This is a genomic window from Veillonella sp. ZSJB6, from assembly GCF_051549505.1.
Lineage (GTDB): Bacteria > Bacillota > Negativicutes > Veillonellales > Veillonellaceae > Veillonella.
Genome location: NZ_JBPUGE010000002.1, coordinates 1 through 17,371 on the forward strand (window position 1 = coordinate 1; position 17,371 = coordinate 17,371).

The 17,371-nt window shown below is 38.4% G+C and carries 16 protein-coding genes and 3 tRNA genes; 1 reads left to right on the forward strand and 18 read right to left on the reverse strand.

Going from position 1 to position 17,371, the window contains the following annotated elements; translation table 11 throughout:
* Nucleotides 1-308 precede the first annotated feature (308 nt).
* From ACSV5T_RS02585 to ACSV5T_RS02650, 14 genes are all read right to left on the reverse strand, one after another.
* Nucleotides 309-384, reverse strand: a tRNA-Lys gene (locus ACSV5T_RS02585).
* 4 nt (nucleotides 385-388) lie between these two features.
* Nucleotides 389-463, reverse strand: a tRNA-Gln gene (locus ACSV5T_RS02590).
* 24 nt (nucleotides 464-487) lie between these two features.
* Nucleotides 488-563 (reverse strand) — tRNA-His (locus ACSV5T_RS02595).
* Nucleotides 564-780: 217 nt separating this feature from the next.
* A complete protein-coding gene (speE, locus tag ACSV5T_RS02600) occupies nucleotides 781-1,620 on the reverse strand; it encodes a polyamine aminopropyltransferase (RefSeq protein WP_438320225.1) in 840 nt (279 codons plus the stop codon).
* Between the two features lie 82 nt (nucleotides 1,621-1,702).
* The gene (locus ACSV5T_RS02605; protein WP_438320227.1) at nucleotides 1,703-2,332 is read right to left on the reverse strand and encodes a hypothetical protein; all 630 of its coding nucleotides are present in this window, start codon (nucleotides 2,330-2,332) and stop codon (nucleotides 1,703-1,705) included.
* A 4-nt stretch (nucleotides 2,333-2,336) separates the two neighbouring features.
* Nucleotides 2,337-2,771, reverse strand: a complete 435-nt coding sequence (locus ACSV5T_RS02610; protein ID WP_005385683.1) for a peptidylprolyl isomerase — start codon at nucleotides 2,769-2,771, stop codon at nucleotides 2,337-2,339.
* On the reverse strand, nucleotides 2,768-3,475 hold the full coding sequence (locus ACSV5T_RS02615) for a tRNA threonylcarbamoyladenosine dehydratase (protein WP_438320228.1): 708 nt from the start codon (nucleotides 3,473-3,475) through the stop codon (nucleotides 2,768-2,770). The genes ACSV5T_RS02610 and ACSV5T_RS02615 overlap by 4 nt, the downstream gene beginning before the upstream one ends.
* Complete coding sequence (locus tag ACSV5T_RS02620; protein WP_004695332.1) at nucleotides 3,475-3,849, reverse strand: VOC family protein; 375 nt, start codon at nucleotides 3,847-3,849, stop codon at nucleotides 3,475-3,477. The genes ACSV5T_RS02615 and ACSV5T_RS02620 overlap by 1 nt, the downstream gene beginning before the upstream one ends.
* 79 nt (nucleotides 3,850-3,928) lie before the next feature.
* Complete coding sequence (locus tag ACSV5T_RS02625) at nucleotides 3,929-7,012, reverse strand: AAA family ATPase (protein WP_438320230.1); 3,084 nt, start codon at nucleotides 7,010-7,012, stop codon at nucleotides 3,929-3,931.
* Nucleotides 7,013-8,392, reverse strand: a complete 1,380-nt coding sequence (locus tag ACSV5T_RS02630; protein WP_438320232.1) for an exonuclease SbcCD subunit D — start codon at nucleotides 8,390-8,392, stop codon at nucleotides 7,013-7,015. It lies immediately after the preceding gene.
* 86 nt (nucleotides 8,393-8,478) lie between these two features.
* Nucleotides 8,479-9,315 carry a deoxyribonuclease IV gene (locus ACSV5T_RS02635; protein ID WP_005385676.1) on the reverse strand — a complete coding sequence of 279 codons (837 nt, stop codon included), beginning with the start codon at nucleotides 9,313-9,315 and terminating at the stop codon, nucleotides 8,479-8,481.
* Nucleotides 9,316-9,492: 177 nt separating this feature from the next.
* Entirely contained in the window at nucleotides 9,493-9,912 is a 420-nt protein-coding gene (locus ACSV5T_RS02640) for a Fur family transcriptional regulator (protein WP_005385669.1), read from the reverse strand.
* A 176-nt stretch (nucleotides 9,913-10,088) separates the two neighbouring features.
* Nucleotides 10,089-11,654, reverse strand: coding sequence for a DEAD/DEAH box helicase (locus ACSV5T_RS02645; RefSeq protein WP_438320234.1), 1,566 nt, complete (start codon nucleotides 11,652-11,654; stop codon nucleotides 10,089-10,091).
* Between the two features lie 97 nt (nucleotides 11,655-11,751).
* Nucleotides 11,752-12,180, reverse strand: a complete 429-nt coding sequence (locus ACSV5T_RS02650; protein ID WP_438320235.1) for a phosphatase — start codon at nucleotides 12,178-12,180, stop codon at nucleotides 11,752-11,754.
* 281 nt (nucleotides 12,181-12,461) lie between these two features.
* Between ACSV5T_RS02650 and ACSV5T_RS02655 the strand changes: the two genes are divergently transcribed.
* On the forward strand, nucleotides 12,462-13,037 hold the full coding sequence (locus ACSV5T_RS02655) for a hypothetical protein (RefSeq protein ID WP_438320236.1): 576 nt from the start codon (nucleotides 12,462-12,464) through the stop codon (nucleotides 13,035-13,037).
* 82 nt (nucleotides 13,038-13,119) lie between these two features.
* Here the strand turns inward: ACSV5T_RS02655 and ACSV5T_RS02660 are convergent, their stop codons facing one another.
* From ACSV5T_RS02660 to ACSV5T_RS02675, 4 genes are all read right to left on the reverse strand, one after another.
* Nucleotides 13,120-14,187 carry a hypothetical protein gene (locus ACSV5T_RS02660; protein ID WP_438320237.1) on the reverse strand — a complete coding sequence of 356 codons (1,068 nt, stop codon included), beginning with the start codon at nucleotides 14,185-14,187 and terminating at the stop codon, nucleotides 13,120-13,122.
* A gap of 56 nt (nucleotides 14,188-14,243) precedes the next feature.
* Nucleotides 14,244-15,194, reverse strand: coding sequence for a hypothetical protein (locus ACSV5T_RS02665; RefSeq protein ID WP_287499858.1), 951 nt, complete (start codon nucleotides 15,192-15,194; stop codon nucleotides 14,244-14,246).
* Between the two features lie 58 nt (nucleotides 15,195-15,252).
* Nucleotides 15,253-15,645 carry a hypothetical protein gene (locus ACSV5T_RS02670; RefSeq protein ID WP_287499857.1) on the reverse strand — a complete coding sequence of 131 codons (393 nt, stop codon included), beginning with the start codon at nucleotides 15,643-15,645 and terminating at the stop codon, nucleotides 15,253-15,255.
* 150 nt (nucleotides 15,646-15,795) lie between these two features.
* On the reverse strand, nucleotides 15,796-17,280 hold the full coding sequence (locus ACSV5T_RS02675; RefSeq protein WP_438320239.1) for an aldehyde dehydrogenase family protein: 1,485 nt from the start codon (nucleotides 17,278-17,280) through the stop codon (nucleotides 15,796-15,798).
* Nucleotides 17,281-17,371 lie beyond the last annotated feature (91 nt).

A 17,371-nucleotide genomic window follows, 5' to 3' on the forward strand; every position in this document is an offset into this window, starting at 1 on the left:
TTATTTGTTGTCGTTACATTTAAGTAACTTTGAATTATGGTTGGTTTTGACTATGTCAAAACCCGCACTCTGGCATATGTTCAATCGTATTGATTGATTACCTATCATTGTTCAGTTTTCAAAGATCTGTTACGTTAGGTTGTTGCCCTAACGACTTGTATAGTATATCAATCTAATCTTAAATCGTCAACCTCTTTTTCAAAGATTTTTTCAACTTATTTTTGATTGATTTTATACATACAATCATAACCAAATACTCTATGAATAGAGATAGAAAACTCACAAACCGAAGTTTGTGAGTTTTAATTTGGTGACTCACCCGCGACTCGAACGCGGGACACCCTGATTAAAAGTCAGGTGCTCTGCCAACTGAGCTAGTGAGTCATGTTGGCAGGGGTGGCTGGGATCGAACCAGCGCATAACGGAGTCAAAGTCCGTTGCCTTACCACTTGGCGACACCCCTACAATGATTATGATGTGTAGGTTATGGGGTGAGTAGTGGGGATCGAACCCACGCGTAACGGAGCCACAATCCGCCGTGTTAACCGCTTCACCATACCCACCACCTTGTAGGTATCGAAGACGTTGTCTTCGTAACAAAGAGAATTATATCTGTTCTAGAGATTTGTGTCAACACCTTTTTCTCAATTTCATTTAACTTTTACAAATAAAATAAAAAAGTATGTTATCCCTAATATAAACTCTTTCTCCTCAGAAAAATAAGGAAGCACATCCATAAGTTATACCTTACGAATGGTGCTCCCCTATTATACATATTATTTACTTAGTTGGCAAATAGTTTTTTACAAAATTTGGCAAAGCAAAAGCAGCCTTTTGAATTTCAGCATTATAGTACTTAGTTTCAAAGTTTTGTTCACGATTTGGTGTCCATGTTAATGGGTCAAATGTTTTGGAACCCAATGTGAAGCAATGCATACCTGCAGGATAAATTGGAATAAATGCAGTATACAAACGCGCAATTGGGAAGTGATTATTTACATAACCAAATACTTTCTCTACGAGCGGTTGATGCAACATAGGAGATTCTGTTTGTTGTACAAATAAGCCATCCTTTTTAAGAGCTTTTAATGTATTCTTATAGAACTCTTCAGTAAATAAACCTTTACCAGGACCGATTGGATCGGAGCAGTCTACAATAATTACATCATAGTAATCTTCTGCTTCTGCCATAAATCCGATACCATCACCAATTTTTACAGTTAATTTAGGATGGTTTTCAATCATAGCTTTAGCAATAGTTGGTAAATATTGTTTAGCAAGCTCTACAACCTTACCATCGATTTCAACCATAGTAACTTCTTTTACACAATCATGGCGTACACATTCTCTAGCTACGCCACCATCACCGCCACCGATGATCAATACACGTTCAGGATTTGGATGTAAAAACAATGGAACATGACTCATCATTTCATGGTAGATGAACTCTTCACGCTCAGACGTTTGGAATACACCATCTAATGCAAGCATCGTACCGTACTCTTTAGATTTAAACACTTCAATTTTTTGGAACTCAGATTCACCAGAGTATAATACCTCTTCTGCTTCAGCGCTAAGACGTAAATGAGGAGTTTGTTCCTCTGTAATCCATTGACTCATGTAGTACCTCCTACTTTTATACTACAATACGCACCGCAGATGATTGCGATGCGTATGTATATTATATTAATTGCTCTGTTTCTTAATCTTTACGACTAATATAACAGAAGCCACCACCTAAAATAGTGTCTTCCATCCAATTTGCTAACGAGAAATCACGGATTTCACCTTCATCAAAGATGCCACAGCGAATATCATCGCCATCCATAAATATCTTATGAATTGGAACCCAATGCCATGTATAAAGAGCTTTTTCTTTACCCTTATGACGATTCAAAAATGCTACAGGCACATCTTGCGCCAATGCATCACGAATAAACTGAGCTGCAGCCTCCACCTCTACACGAGATGCGCAGAACGGAGATACATTCAACATATGTACATCATAAGATAGGCCTTTATCCTCCAGTAAACGAGTAAGACCACGTTCCATCCATTGAGTCTTATAAACACCACCACCAAAGCGTGGCTTTACATATTTCCAAACTAAGTTCATCCGTTCTAAAGCAAGCGTTTGATCGGATGTGGTTTCCAGATCTAATAAGCCATCCCTAAACAGCGAATAACCCAATACTTGTGATGCTGATGTGGGACCACAACCAGACAAGCGTTGCCACTCATCAGTGAACCATTCTTGGTCATACCCATATGATGTTTTACCATTTACATCAATATATAGCCATTCTGGATGTTTAATAGATACATCATTCATGAGATTAACCTTCGATTACTTCAACAGTTTCCATGATGGCACCTTGATGAATACCATCAACTACGTCCATACCTTCGATTACTTTACCGAATACAGTGTGTACACCATCCAAGTGAGGTTGTGGTTCGTATACGATAAAGAATTGGCTACCGCCAGTATTAGGACCACGGTGAGCCATAGATAATGCACCACGTTCATGTTTATGTGGGTTGCCAATCAATTCATCTTTAATTGTGTAACCAGGGCCACCTGTACCATTACCATTAGGGCAACCACCTTGAGCTACGAAGCCAGGGATTACACGGTGAAAACGAAGACCATTATAGAAACCTTTGTTGATCAAATCAATAAAGTTTTGTACTGTGCCAGGAGCTTCTTTATCAAATAATTCAATTACGATATCGCCGCCGTCAGCCATATGGATTTTTGCTTTTTTCATTGTTCAGGTACCTCCAAAATTGTACGCAACACATGTGCTGCTAATATAAAACCTGCCACTGGTGGCACAAAACTACATGTACCAGGGCTTGTTGCTTCGCCTCGGAACTGTGGTTTTGTCGGTTTTTCTGTAGAAAATAAAACTAATTGTTTTTTTATACCCCGTTTTTTGAGTTCTCGACGCATAACGCGCGCCAAAGGACAAGTATGAGACTTATTGATATCAGCAATCATAAGTTTTTCAGGGTAAAAGCAATTGCCGCCGCCCATACAAGAAATAACAGGGATGCTTTCACGTTGACACACCTCAATAATATTAAGTTTTGCCGTTACCATATCGATGGCATCGATTACATAATCAACGTTCAAGCTTTGAATAAATCCAGGGTAGTTTTCCTCAGTATACATAATATCATGAGTTTCTATCACTACATCGGGATTAATAGAAAGTGCTCGTGCCTTTGCTACCTCTACCTTACGCTCTCCAATTGTGTCATGAGTCGTAATCATTTGGCGGTTTAAGTTACTTGGTGCAATAGAGTCGCCATCGATAAGAACGATGCGTCCCACACCAACTCGAACTAGTGCCTCAAGGGCACCACCACCAACGCCACCGACACCAAAGAGAGCCACAGATGTATCTTTTAAGGTTTTGATTTTATCAGGACCAACCAGCCACTCTAAACGAGTTAACATATATTCCATTAGTATTTACCTGCTGGAATGATTTCTGTCCAATACCCGTCTGGATCAGCAATGAAGTAAATACCCATATCAGCATTTTCGTAAGCTACAACGCCCATCTCTTTATGCTTTTTAAGAGCTGCTTCGTAGTCATCTACATAAAACGCTAAATGGAATTCATTGTCCCCTAAATTATAAGGGCGATCCCAGTCGCGCAACCATGTAAGTTCTAGTTCATGCGCTGTATATGGACTTTTTAAATATACAAGAGTGAAAGCACCACTTGGATCTTCCAAACGGCGAGATTCCTCAAGTAACAAGGCCTCTTTATAGAATGCTAAACTCTTATCAAGATCCTTAACATTTATATTATTATGAGCAAATGAAAACTTCATAGGACCTCCTTAATTAATTCCAGTATGTTTTTGTAGGAATTCTCCTCTTTTAATAGTATCACATTTGACAATTCTATAGCTAGTTAATAACAAATTTTGCCGTACTACCATCGTCACCACGTGTGACCTCTAAGTGGGCCGGTATACGAGTCTTTAATTCAGGTACATGGGAAATCATGCCGATAAGACGACCTGATGATTGTAATTTCACCAGTGTTTCCATGGCGAGTTCCAATGTATCAGGATCAAGTGTACCAAAGCCTTCGTCGATAAACATCGTATCCATATGAATACCACCTGCATAACTTTGGATGACATCCGCAAGACCTAAGGCAAGGGCCATAGAAGCCAAGAATGTTTCACCACCAGACAAGGTGTTCGCTGGTCTTGATTGACCTGTGAAAGCATCCATAACTGCCAAATCTAGGCCTTGTTTGCCTCGTCCACCACCAGTATAGTCAGAACGTTCCAAGGAATAGCGATTACGGCTCATCGTTTGAAGACGTAAATTAGCTGCATATACAACTTCATCTAAAATAGCTCCCAATACGTAGCGCTCAAAGGTTACATTTTTGAACCCTTGTTCACCGCCATTTGCCAAGTCATTTAGGCGACTTAAGAAAGTGACTTCCTCACGGGCTTCGCCCATAGCCTCTTCAAGTGTTTCTAGGGAAGCCAGTGTTGTTTCAATATGTTTCGTTTCTTTATCCCAAGCCGCAAGAGAACCCACCAAATTATCACGCTGCTCTACTGCCGCATCATATACTTCATTGGAAACCATATCACTTGGCTCCACTACAGATTGAGCATGTTTCAATGCCGCATCATATACAGCTTGAGCTTTATTGAAAGCCTCGTCCAATGCATGTAACTCAGTTCTAAACGTATCTAAATCCTTATAATCATCCAACGCATCTATAAAATCATCTTCACTCAAAGAAATCGATTGCAATGATTCTACATAGTCTTTATTGAGTACATCAAGATTTTTTGTTTCTTCCTGCACTTGGGCAGAAAAGGTTTCTAGACGTCCCCGTTTAGCATTGAGCACTTCTCTTGCAGAATCTAGATTTGCTTTACAAACTTTCACCTGTTCATCGTAGTCTGTAAGCTCAGCCGCCAATGATTCTATCTCTTTATGCCATGCAACTACATCCGTAGTTGGCAAGCTTTCAGAAAGAGCATCAATCTTAGCCTGTACCGTACTAATCTGAACCTCTAAATTATGCAAATTATCAAGTAGTTCCTTATGAGCCATCTCCAATTTCGCTAGTATATCTTTAGCCGCACTGAGGTCACCCTCAGTGTTAGCTATAGTGTTGCTCAGCTGTTCAGTGTCGCTACGCAAGGTTGAAAGCTGCTCCATTTGAGATACTAAGCCTTGTTGAATTGAATCAAATGCATCTTCTGAAAAATTATCAATCCATGTTTTGAGTTTAGAGACTTGATCTTCAACTTGTTCATCTAACTCATGTAAACGAAGAGCTAACGTTTCTTTCTGACCAATTTCACTAGCTTGCTTTTGTAACTCAAGATCACGCACGGCACGAGCCTCTTCTATCTCCTCTTTTGTGGGATATAACTCAGGCTTGGCTGCCAACTGTGGATGCTCTGTAGAGCCGCATACTGGACAAGGTTCGTTATCTACGACTAAATGAACGAGTTCAAAGGCACGCCCTTCTGCCATCAAATGTTCTAACCGTTCAAGCTGCACCTTTGAATTCTTTACGAATTCATCAAGCGTAGCTAATGCCTTATCTTTAGCATCGATATCATTTTGAACCTTCTGTTTCTCAGCAACCAATTCAGAATATCGTTGCAAATGACTTAACTGTTCTTGGATACGAGAAATAGAGTCTAACGCTTTGCTATTACCTTGTAACTGCTGCCTGTCCGCAACTAACTTAGCCTCTAAATCAGCTACTGTCTTATGCTGTGCCTGTAACGCAGCTTCGCTTTTCTCACGGTCCTTTGTCAGTAAGTTACTCTTTAATGTGCTCAGTTCCTTATTTAGCAGTGCTAACTCATTAAACTTTTCTGATTGCTGTTCCATTTGGGCAAGCGTAGTTCGCTTAGCTTGCATAGTTTCAGCTTGAGCTTCTAATACTGCATGAGCCTCTATACATTTAGACTCATATTGAGTTGCACTGTCTACATTTTTTTCAGCCTCTGAAAGTGACGTTTCCAAGGTTTTTAACACCGACTGCTTATCAGTAAACTGTTTATATAACTCAAAGCTTGGCGTTAAAGAAGTAAGGAACTGAACCTTTTCACGTAAGCTAGCACGCTCCGCTTCTCTGGCTTTCACGAGGTCTAATTTAGAGATAGCCTCTGCAAGAGATTGTTGTGCTTGGTTATATAAGGCCCACTCATTTCGCAACGTATTGAACTGCTCCACTACAGTTACAGCTTTATCACGGTCAATAACAAGAGCATCTCGGTGTGGCTCTCTATGTTTCAACAGATCTCGTACATGTTCAATGGTTAGTACGGGTATGTCTTCGTCATGTGGAATGGATTGCAGCAATGCATTCTGTTTTGTTAGATTTTCTTCAATCCCTGCTTTTGCGTCATCATAAGAAGCTTTTAGAGCATCTTGTAATCTTCGGTACAACTCGGTTCTAAAGAGTGTATGTAATAACTCCTCCCGTTCACTAGTGGAGGCTACTAGTAATTTTCGGAACTCCCCTTGCGGTAAAAGAACCACCTGTAAGAATTGATCCTTACGAAAGCCTATGATTCGTTGAACTGTATCGCGAATAGCCGCTGCAGAGGTAGCGATAACTTTCCACTCCCTATCTTTCATTTCGTAAACAGTAGCACTAGCATTCTGCTCACGCATACCTGTACCACGTTTCTTTGCAACCATTTGCTTTGGCAGTCTTTCAACACGGTACTGAGCATCACCGATAGCAAAGGAAAAATCTACCCGCGTCATACGATCAGGTTCTGCAAAGTCACTGCGAATTGCATCTGTTTTACGCACCTCTCCACTAGGCTCACCATATAAGGCATACACCATGGCATCTAGTATAGATGTTTTACCTGCCCCCGTAGGACCAGAGATGAGGAACATAGAATGGTCTTGAAGCTCGTTAAAGTCCAAGGTAACCGAGTCGCGGTATGGACCAAAGGCTTCTATAGTTAAAGATATAGGCTTCATTTAGTCCTCCTTTAGAATTCGGTCCCATACAGAGTTGATGTATTGTTGTTCTCGCTCTGTTAATGGTTCTTTCCATACAGTTTCGGCAAATTGGTTAAACAATTCACGTTCGTTTAACTCTTTAAATACAGCTTCATCCATATCTGCCATAGGCGTTGCTACTCGACCAACTAAATCAATGGTCATACAGCGATGATACACTTGGCGCAATTTAGCCATCCCATCCATAATAGGCATCGTATCTAGCAAACGGGCTTGCACATAATCATCTTTATGCTTAGCCTGTAATTCCTTATTGTTTAACAGGTCTTCAAAATAACCTTCTAAAATCACTACGTCACGTTTCGCCTCTACAGGAATGGTGCTAATATCTACGTTACCTTTTTTATCCATATCTATGATGGTAAAAGACTTCTTCTGCGTATGCTCATCAAAGGAATATTTTAAAGGCGATCCGCTATAGCGAATATAGTCTGCCCCCATCCGTTGCGGGCCATGCAGATGTCCAAGGGCTGTATAGTGAAAGTCCTTAAAGACTTGTGGACTTACTTGTTCACTACCACCGACAGACAATGTGCGCTCAGAACCACCTACTTCACCGCCCATTACAAAAGCATGGCTAATGGCAATGCTACGCATACCCTTTGGTACTTGTTTATACAAGTAGTTACTCCAAGCCTGATACATTTGATCGTAATTATGTAGATTTAGACTAGCCTCAGTATTTCGGTTTAAGCTTTGCTTTATTGCATCAGTAGTATCTATATCGCGAGGCATCTCATCTACCATATTTGACATATCAACACTAGCAAACAAAGAATCCTCAATAACATCTACAGATGCTTTTTTAGATTTAGAACGCTTAGATTTTGCTTTAGTCTTAGTGTCTGCATCTATGGCATTCTCTACACTTTGAATCGTTTCCAAAGAATTATTAGCAGAGCCTAGTCCTAATGCATCACCTATGCGACGAGGCTCGCTAAAGGGCATTGGGCAAATAGCGACCTTACTGTCAGCGCCTTCAAACTCAAATGGTTGTAATGCATGATGAGGGGAACCCCAAATATGGATTCCTGATTGACTCAACATAGAGCGGCCCACCTCAAGGCGTTCTGCACCATCGTGATTACCGCTAACTACAAAGAGTGGTACCTTATAGTCCATAGCGAGACGAGTAATGATGGAATCCCATAATTCAATGGCTTCAATAGGTGGCACGGCTCTATCAAATACGTCACCGGCTAACAATATGCCGTCGATTTTTTCATCTTTCAAAATAGAAAAGAACTGATTCTCCAACACATGAGCTTGGTCATCTGTTAAATACTGACCATAAAAAATACGTCCTAAATGCCAATCAGCAGTATGTAAAAAACGCATTTTATCCCCCTTTCCAGCTCTCCCTATACCTTATCTGAATGTAGTTATATAAATAATTATATAACTAAGACTGCATTTTAGCTTAATTATTGATTCTCTACGATAGAGCGCAACATAGCAATCTCTTTCGCATAGCCGTCTAATTCATTTGGCGTTTCCAAATAGAACGGCAAGTTCGTCAATTTAGGATGTGTCACAATGCGAGCGATGGCATCGATACCGATATGACCTTCCCCAATTTTTTCATGGCGATCTTTATGAGCGCCCATCGGATTTTTAGAGTCGTTCAAGTGAATCGCTTTCAAACGGTCTAATCCTACAATACGATCAAACTCGTCAATAACACCATCTAGATTATTGACAATATCGTAACCACCTTCGTGGATATGGCACGTATCAACGCATACGCCCATATACTCTTTAAGTTTAACACCATCGATGATGCGTGCAATCTCTTCAAAACGAGAACCAATTTCTGTGCCCTTACCAGCCATTACTTCCAATAGAACGGTTGTTTTCATGCCAGGGAACAAAATTTCGTTCAAACATTCTACGATATATTCGATGCCTTGATCCACACCTTGCTTCACATGGCTACCTGGGTGAAAGTTATACATTTGACCCGGTAAATATTCCATGCGCTCCAAGTCTTCTTTCATGGATTGTTTAGCAAAGGCGCGCAAATCTTCCTTTGCAGCACATGGGTTATATGTATATGGTGCATGAGCTAATAAAGTACCAAAGTTATGTTCTTTCATATATGCACCAAGGCTGTTCATATCCTCTAAGTCGAGAGCTCGCATACCACCGCCACGAGGATTGCGTGTAAAGTATTGGAATGTATTGCCACCAATTTTAGTAGCTTCCTTCCCCATATTTAAATAACCTTTGCTAATTGATAAATGACTGCCGATGACAAACATACTACTCCTTTATATTTATATAATTCTATAATTCTATAATTTTATAATTCTAACATACTTAATTCTAAGAACTATTCTATTACGCTTACATCTATTCCAAAAGCCTAATGAATATAAGACATATATAACTAATATAACCCCTACCGTGAAGGAGCCCTTCGCGACAGGGGTTATGTATTAATGACTTTCTTTTTTAGCACACTCAGGGCATACACCTTCAAAGGTAATATGTTGACCTGTAATTTGATACTCGCTACCTTGATCAGCAATTGTTTTGATAGCTTGTAAATCAATGCCCATCATATCCTCTACCTTATTACAACGGATGCAACGGATATGGGAATGAGCTTGTGTGTCCCAATCGTAATGAGCGCGCTCATCACCTACTTCTAAAATTTTTACAAGACCGATTTTTTCAAAAATCTCCATCGTCTTGTACACGGTTGCCAAGCTCATGCTTGGATGTTCAGGGCGCAACGTATGATACAACATTTCTGCTGTTGGATGATCATGATGACCACGCAAGGCATCATAAATCGCAATACGTTGTGGGGTTACTTTGAACCCTTGGCTACGCAGAATTTGTGCGATATCCATAATACTCTACTCTACCTTTCTCCACTTGGAAATCTATAAGGCATCGACCATTATCGGCCATTCACAAGAAATAATTATTATCTATTATAGCAGAATTCTCAACACTTATCAAGATAGATAGTACTAACTATTAAGTAATAAAAAATGTGGATTGCTCGAAAGCAATCCACATTCTATTAGTCTTTAAAGTAAGGTTTGAAACCTTCACCTTGATGACGAGGTTTTCTATCGCCACGTGGACGATCAGATCTACGATCATCTCTACGGCGGTCATCACGACGATCACTTCTACGATCATCACGGTTACGACGAGGTCGGTCATCGCGACGACGATCTCCGTCACGGCGACGATCACCATCTCTACGACGGTCACCACGGCGACGGTCACCACGACCACCTTCACGACGACGGCGTACGCGCAATGGTTTTTCTTCTGTAATATTTACAGGTGTTGTATCTGGTTCTTTTGTTAACAATTTAAGAGCTGCTGCCAACAATGTTACAGAGTCTGTATCATTTAACAATTCTTCTGCACTAGATTTGAATGGCGCTAACGCTTCTAAATTATCTGTCATTTCAACGAGGCTTTCAATAGCCAAACGTTGTTGACCTTCAAGAACTTCACCTAAGGAAGGTGCACGACGTCGTGCAATTTTACGTTTTGTTAAACGCTCGATAGCATGTAAATGCTCCATCTCACGAGGGATAACGAACGTGAAAGCTTGACCAGCTTTACCGGCACGGCCTGTACGACCTACGCGGTGTGTGTAGCTTTCAGGATCTTGAGGCATATCATAGTTATATACGTGAGATACGCCAGAAATATCAAGACCACGAGCTGCCACATCAGTAGCCACGAGAATATCGATGGTGCCTTCACGGAATTGACGAATTACGCTGTCCCGTTTTTGTTGAGACAAATCGCCATGAATGCCTTCCGCCATGTAACCACGTTTTTTAAGACCTTCAGTTACTTCATCAACACGACGTTTTGTACGTGTGAAGATAATAGCAAGTTCAGGTGTTTGAATATCGAACAAGCGACAAAGAACATCGAATTTTTGACGGTCTTGCACTTCGATATAATATTGTTCAATTAAGTCCATCGTAACTTGAGTCGGTTTCATACGAATCAATGTTGGCTCTGTCAAATATGTTTCAGCTAATTGTTGGATAGCTTTAGGCATAGTTGCGGAGAACAACAATGTTTGATGGTCTTCTGGGATAGCACCCAAGATTTTATTGATATCATCAACAAAGCCCATGTTTAACATTTCGTCGGCTTCGTCCAATACCACAACTTTCACATGGTCAAAGTGGATAGAACCACGATCCATATGGTCCATCAATCGGCCTGGTGTGGCAACGATGATTTGTGGATTTTTTTTCAAGGCACGGAACTGACGATTAATATCTTGACCACCATAGATAGGTAGTGCTGTGATATTCGTGTATTGAGCCATTTTGTTAAGCTCTTCAGCTACTTGGATAGCTAATTCTCGTGTAGGGGATAAAATAACTACTTGAACGTGACGCTCATTTCCGTCTACGCGTTCCAATACAGGCAAGCCAAATGCTGCTGTCTTACCAGTACCTGTTTGAGCTTGACCGATCATGTCTTTACCGCTCATGGCAACTGGGATAGCTTCCTGTTGAATTGGCGTAGGCTCTTCAAAGCCCATATCGTTTAACGCTCTTAGAACAGGTTCGCTAATCATTAATTGTTCAAATTTTTCTAACATCTAAATGTGTTTCCTCCTATCGCGCACGAATTATGCGCGTTAGAATAGTATATCATATTTCGAAGGTGAGCGCTATAAGAGTAATTACGAATCTAAACTAAATAGACTTTCTTCTCTCCCTTAACTGTTCTATTAAAACGATTCCACCTGATGCACAAAGGAAAACAATGTATGATAAATGAATAGGCATATACAAGCATTCAACAAGAACAACCCATATAATTAATAATAATTTAGAAATCCATTTCGTTGTTATTTTATCAACTATCATAAATATAGATAAATTGATAATTACTTTAATAATTATCGCAGCGATAATAACTACTGACGTAAATTCTTCTCTATAATCTGTCAATTCATATAAAGGATATAATAAATAACTCAAAAGAGCGCTAATTATTATTAACAACCAAATATTGAGTCCCTTTAAAAGTTTAAATTTACTATAGTAAAAGACTCCAACTAAAAGAAAGAGTAAAACACTAAGTAATATTCCTATAATTAATAGATAATCTAAGTGAATCATGGTTTATACGGCCCTCTCAAAACAACACGATTTCGTACTACTACAATTATAACATCCCGTATACTTTCACAGATAATAGACTTGTTAAGTAGAAAAAAGGCCTCTCTTTGTTATAGTTTATTGGAGAGTTGTATGGAATTAATCAACTATATGAGTAAAAATATATTTTAGGTATAATATAATTAAAATAATATACTTCAAAATTCCGCCAATAATTAAGCAATGCCTATTAAGCAATTACGATTTACAAAACGTTTAAAGAAGTACAAAAGGAATATACAATGAAACTATTTGCCCTAAAACGATTCGTATTATTGCCGCTCATTATCATCTCACTCATACTAACAACGGGTTGTCATCTTCTCTCACATTACAGCCAAGAGGAAGTTCAACAATATATAAGTAAGAATTATCCTAACCTAACATATCACTTGGAGTCACAAAGGAACAATACATGGCAAGTCACCTTTGATAAGTATCCCCAAATACCAATTGAAATATCTGAAGTCTTGCACACCTCTGCACCTGTTGTACCACAAGTTGATCGAATACTGATAACCAACATTCCGCTGATAACAGCATTTCCATTAATGAAAAACTATCTAACAGCAGAGGAATTATCCTATGCTACATATGATACATCCACCTTGTATATTGAAATGCCTATCCCTTATTCAGCTATACAAAATCAAGATGTAATAAACTTTTACAATCGTATGGATCAATTCTGCAAAGAATATGCTGCAACATATCCAGATTTCAAAAAAGATATATATATTAGAGTCATCATAAAACCTTCTGATGGATCTGATGCACCGGAAGAATATAGAAAAATATTCCGTTTATCCCAATATTAATAAAAGAGGTACCGTCTAGGGTACCTCTTTTACGTATGAGACGACGTTATCATTTGATATTTTAGAATTATTATATGCAACATCATTTCATATTGTCATTAATCCTTATAACTCGTCTAAAGAAATCATATCCTCCATTTATATTATCGCCAATTACCATTTCACTATCTTGAAAGTATGGTGAAACAGGTAAATAGCCCCAAATAACGCCTAAGCCTCCACATATATTGCGGCCACCATCTCCACCTTTATAGGAAAATTTATCTTCATCATATACGATTTCTCTACAATACGGATCATCGCCTATAATCAAGCCAAAAAAGTTTTCCTTTTCTAATGTATACTCTCCATCATTACCCATCCATTCCATATGTTTTAAGTTCATAGAAAAATCTATATTGTTCCCCCATGGAAAAATGGTCCTACACCCCTTGCCAGCTAAATACTCCCACTCTCTTCGTGTCGGTAAAGAGTACCCATGATTTTTTATGTTCTGTAACAATTTCTTAAATGTAGTTTCTTCATAAAGTTTACCATGCCAATGGTTATCGTCTGTTTGATATAAACATATGGTATTATGAATCATTGTTTCAGAAAGCCCTGTACTTTTGGCTTTTTCTATCATCTGTTGCCACTCTTTATTTTGTCTGAGTTCCTCATCAGAAATAGGTGTCCAACAAGTTTCACTATACTCTTTTTGTACCAATAGTGGATGGATTACAAACTCATCTTCTTGAGTAAAATTATGTTTAAAATATGTTTCTATGTTGGATAGTACCTCTTCATCTTCTAGTATTTCGCTAATCTTAGTTTGAACATCGTCTTCACTAAAGATTTCCTCTTCATATCCCTCGACAAATGGATAGGCAAGCTCCGCTAAATTTTCATCATTAAAAATATCCTGAAATGGTTTATTTTTAAAATCAAACCCTAACGTAACAGTATCTCCAGGAACAAATACAAATTCTATACCATCATGTGAACGATATACTGCCGTATATGTGGATTGTCTAAATGCAGCAAAGTCTTTAAAGGATATTAATTCTAGATTATATATTTCTCCAATTTGATATAACAATTCCTCCTTATCACTAATAGATAACAGATCATATTGGGGATTATATAATTTTTTGATGGGAATAGGATTCATTAATTTGATACTCCTTATTTTTATCTAGTACAAATATTCTTCACTATGCATTTACTCTATTTACTTAAGTATTGCCTTAGGGTTTGATTTTCTAATGGCCCTAATTGTAGCGCCTTCCTATTTTGAATCGCATTAATAGCTAATGCTTCAAAGGTATCTTTATCAAAATCAGAAAACTCATTAAAGGAATTAAACACTGTAAATCGTTGATTCAATAAGTTAGGTAATACCTCTAAGTCTTTCGTTCTTACTGTATCTAGCTCATTTCGTGCATAAGATTCATATCTCTCATCACCTGAATTATTCTTGCTAAACCGACCTATATCGAGATTATCAGAATAATAGCTATATATAGCTTTCTGAGAGAAATCAATTTTAGTCAATTTTCCGAATTCAAAATTATAATAAGCATTATTTCTTAAAATATGCTCACTACCATACACTCCAATAATAGCCCCTGTAGAAAGATCTACTATATCATTATGCTTAATCAAGTCTTCCTTTCTATACGATACATAGAAAGGTAGCTTTATAGGATGTCCAGCGTGTGAACCTGTATATCGTTTCTCGCTATCAAAAAAGATCTCATTCCATATATCTCTATCACTTTCATCAAGACTAGAAATATTAGGATATAACTCATCAAGCCTTACATTAAATTGTGTTTCTTTAGCATCTATTCGAGGAATGAAAGTGTTATATTTATTAATATCTTTATTCCAAGCATCTAGCAAACTTACATTTTCATCAAAAATACCAATACCGTCTAAAGTTATATAATAAAGTTTATTATCCACCTCATGAACAGCAACTACATTATCAGCAATCTTACGGTTTTCGTTGCCATAATATAATCCATTCTCCTGAAGTTCACTCAAATAAATCAGACTATTTTTAAAGTCTCCACTTGCCAAGAAATATATCAATACGCCCAATATGAGGATATAAAGCACTACAACTATGCCAACAATATAACCAATCCATTTAAGTACGCTCCTAAAATTCATAATCGCCCTCTCAAAACAATACTTATATTCTTAGAATCCGAATTGGCATATTTCCTATTTAAAATAGTACCTGCCTAAATGCATAGGCAAACACGATCATACCAAACAACACAGAAACTATAGCAATAAGACTCCGTTTAAAATATATGCTGTCTCGCTTCTGGCAAAACCCTGTAAGCATTGTGAAAAAGAAGAAAAACAACCAAATACTGCCATAATTCACTATAAAGTTATAATCTTTATCTATTAAGATTTTAAAATTTAATATCACTAAACTTATTATAGAAATTATGGATAAATACTTTGTTAAATCACCAAAAATCCTATGTTTTTTTATATATTCATGTTTTTTATCAATTGGATGATTACGAATCTCAAGTTTATATAATCCCATAGATAACGACATAGATACAAAAACAAAAAAATATCCTAACATTTCAAATTTGCTCATTATCTCTCTACGCTCTTTTACAATACACATTTACATAATCTAAATTATAACATACCGTATATTTTCACAGATAATAGGCTTGTTAAGTACAAAAAAGGCACCTCCAAAGAGGTGCCTCATTGTTATAGTTTATAGGAGATTTGTATTTTATTAATCTAAGTCGTAGAAACCAGATGGTTTATCACTCAAGTTGATAATGATGTTTTTCATTTGAGTGTAGTGTTCAAGGATAACTTTATGAGTTTCACGGCCGATACCAGATTGTTTGTAGCCACCGAATGGTGCACCTGCTGGGATGGAGTTATATGTATTAACCCACATACGACCTGTTTCGATTGCACGAGCTACGCGGATGGCACGGTTAAGGTTTTGCGTGAATACGCCACCGCCAAGACCGTATAAGCTGTCATTAGCTTGTTCGATCACTTCTTCTTCGCTGTGGAATTTAATAACAACCGCTACAGGGCCGAAGATTTCTTCGCGAGCCACGCGCATATCATTTGTAGCGTCTACGATAAGTGTAGGTCTAATGAAGCAACCTTTACCAAGTTCGCCATCAGTAACACGTACACCACCAGCGGCAATACGAGCACCTTCCTCTTTAGCAAGTTCTACATAGCTAAGTACTTTCTCAACTTGAGCTTCGTAAATCAAAGAACCAAGTTGTGTAGATTCTTCCCAAGGCAAACCAACTTTTACTTTATCAAATAATGCGGAAAGTTCAGCTACGAATTTATCGTAAATTGTATCTTGTACGAAGATACGGGAACCTGCGCAGCATACTTGACCTTGGTTGAAGAGGATACCGAGCATTGCCCCATCCAGAGCTTGTTTCCAGTTCGCATCTTCAAAGAAGATATTCGCAGATTTACCACCTAATTCTAATGTAGCAGGAATCAAGCGTTCAGATGCTGCTTTATATACATCAAGACCTACTTCTGTAGAGCCTGTGAAAGCAAGTTTGCTGAAGCCTGGATGATCAAGGATATATTGACCAGATTTAGAGCCTTTACCAGTTACGATATTTACAACGCCTGCTGGCAAGATATCTTTCAAAATATCGCCTAATACTAAAAGGCTAAGGGATGTATGGCTAGAAGGTTTAATTACAACCGTACAACCTGCTGCAAGAGCTGGTGCCAATTTCCAAGCTGCCATTAGGAATGGGAAGTTCCAAGGCACCACTTGACCTACAACGCCAATTGGTTCACGCACGATGAGGCTCAATGTATTTTCGTCAAATACTTGAGCAGAGCCTTCTTCGGAGCGAAGTACGCCAGCGAAGTAACGGAAATGGTCAGCTCCAAGTGGAATATCTACATTCAAAGTTTCACGAATTGGTTTACCATTGTCATAAGTTTCAACTTGTGCCAAGTACTCTTTGTGAGCATCGATAGCGTCAGCAATTTTTAACAAGTAATCAGCGCGCTCTACTTGGGATACTTGTTTCCAAGTTTTGAAAGCTTCTGTTGCAGCGTCTACCGCTTTATCAACGTCGTCCTTCGTAGCCTCTGCACAAATAGCAAGTTGTTCGCCATTAGCAGGGTTATATACATTGAATTCAGCACCGTCAGATGCTGCTACCCATTCGTTATTAATTAAAAGTCCATATCGTTCTTTAAGGTTCAAGCTCATAGCATTACCTCCTATGTAGGAATATAGATTGAGGAAGATTTCCTCTGTGATTTCATCATACGCCTTATATCTAAATATTTCAATCAGATAT